Below are 1,059 nucleotides of genomic sequence, written 5' to 3'. Positions count from 1 at the left end.
GCTGGCGCCATATTGCTCGCGGCGCAGCTTGGCGATCTGCAGCTTGAGGTGGGCGATCATCGCCTCGGTCGCGCTCTCGCGCGCCCTGGCATTGGCGAGGCGCGCCTCGGCATCGTCGGCGCGTTCAAGCGCAGCGGACAGCAGCGCCTTGAGCGCTTCGACGTCGTCCGGGAGGGGCGATGCGGCCGTGTCCATGACGGCATGGAATCACAGATCGGCGCGGCGTTGAAGCCGAAAATGTGCAGGAAGGCGAAGAAAGTGGCTGGCCTATCCGGCGCTCTGCGGGCGCCAGGAATACTGCGGGTTACGCCAGTCGATCCCTTCCAGCAGGCAGGACAATTGCGCGTTGGTCAGCGAGACGATCCCGTCCTTCGCCGAGGGCCACACGAAGCGTCCCTTCTCGAGCCGCTTGGAATAGAGGGACATGCCGATACCATCGTGCCAGATGATCTTGATCAGCGATCCCGTCCGTCCGCGAAACACGAACAGGTCGCCTCCGTGCGGGTCGCGCTTCAGGCCCTGCTGGACCTGCAAGGCCAGCCCTTGCATCCCTTTGCGCATGTCCGTGTGCCCCATGGCGATCCACACCCGCGCGCCCGCTGGGATCACCGCAGCGCCTTCAAAGTCGCGGCTACCAGTGCAGCGGGCGCCTCGGCCGAAACGCGAACGCTCCGACCTTCGCTCAGTTCCACGGTGATCACGGCGCAGCGATCGCAACCGTCCATCTTCTGGTCCTCGGCGAGGACCGCCTGGGCAAAGGTTGCCTCCACCATCGGATGGGATGCCCCTTTGGCTTGTTCGCGCCGCAGATTGCGCCGCCAGGTGTAGATCAGGCTGGTCGACACGTCCCGCTGCCGGGCGACCTCGGCAACACAAGCGCCCGGCGCGAAAGCCTCGGCCAGGATCTGGAACCGCTCCTCGTCCCGCCACCGACGCCGCCGCTCCGGCCCCATCATCACCGTGATCTGCCCCATGCTGCACTCCTAAGCTCGCTCATACGAGCGCTCTTAAGACCGGTCGTTCACTCACCGGACAAGGCGGGGCTCACCGGACGGGTAC

The 1,059-nt window shown here is 66.0% G+C and carries 2 protein-coding genes and 1 pseudogene; all 3 read right to left on the bottom strand.

The genetic code is table 11. From position 1 onward, the window contains the following. Window positions 1–195 (bottom strand): annotated as a pseudogene (locus tag NN5_RS24735) (IS66 family transposase); the annotation flags it as partial. Between the two features lie 72 nt (window positions 196–267). Then, entirely contained in the window at window positions 268–609 is a 342-nt protein-coding gene (tnpB, locus tag NN5_RS24730; protein WP_079731921.1) for an IS66 family insertion sequence element accessory protein TnpB, read from the bottom strand. Continuing rightward, window positions 606–974 (bottom strand): IS66-like element accessory protein TnpA, encoded by a 369-nt coding sequence (tnpA, locus tag NN5_RS24725; RefSeq protein WP_067739375.1) that lies wholly within the window; start codon window positions 972–974, stop codon window positions 606–608. The genes tnpB and tnpA overlap by 4 nt, the downstream gene beginning before the upstream one ends. Between the last annotated feature and the right edge of the window lie 85 nt (window positions 975–1,059).

Origin of the sequence: Novosphingobium naphthalenivorans NBRC 102051 (genome assembly GCF_001590985.1) — a bacterium.
Taxonomy (GTDB): domain Bacteria; phylum Pseudomonadota; class Alphaproteobacteria; order Sphingomonadales; family Sphingomonadaceae; genus Novosphingobium; species Novosphingobium naphthalenivorans.
Note: the sequence above shows the minus strand (reverse complement) of the source record. Positions and strands in the feature narration are given on the sequence as shown.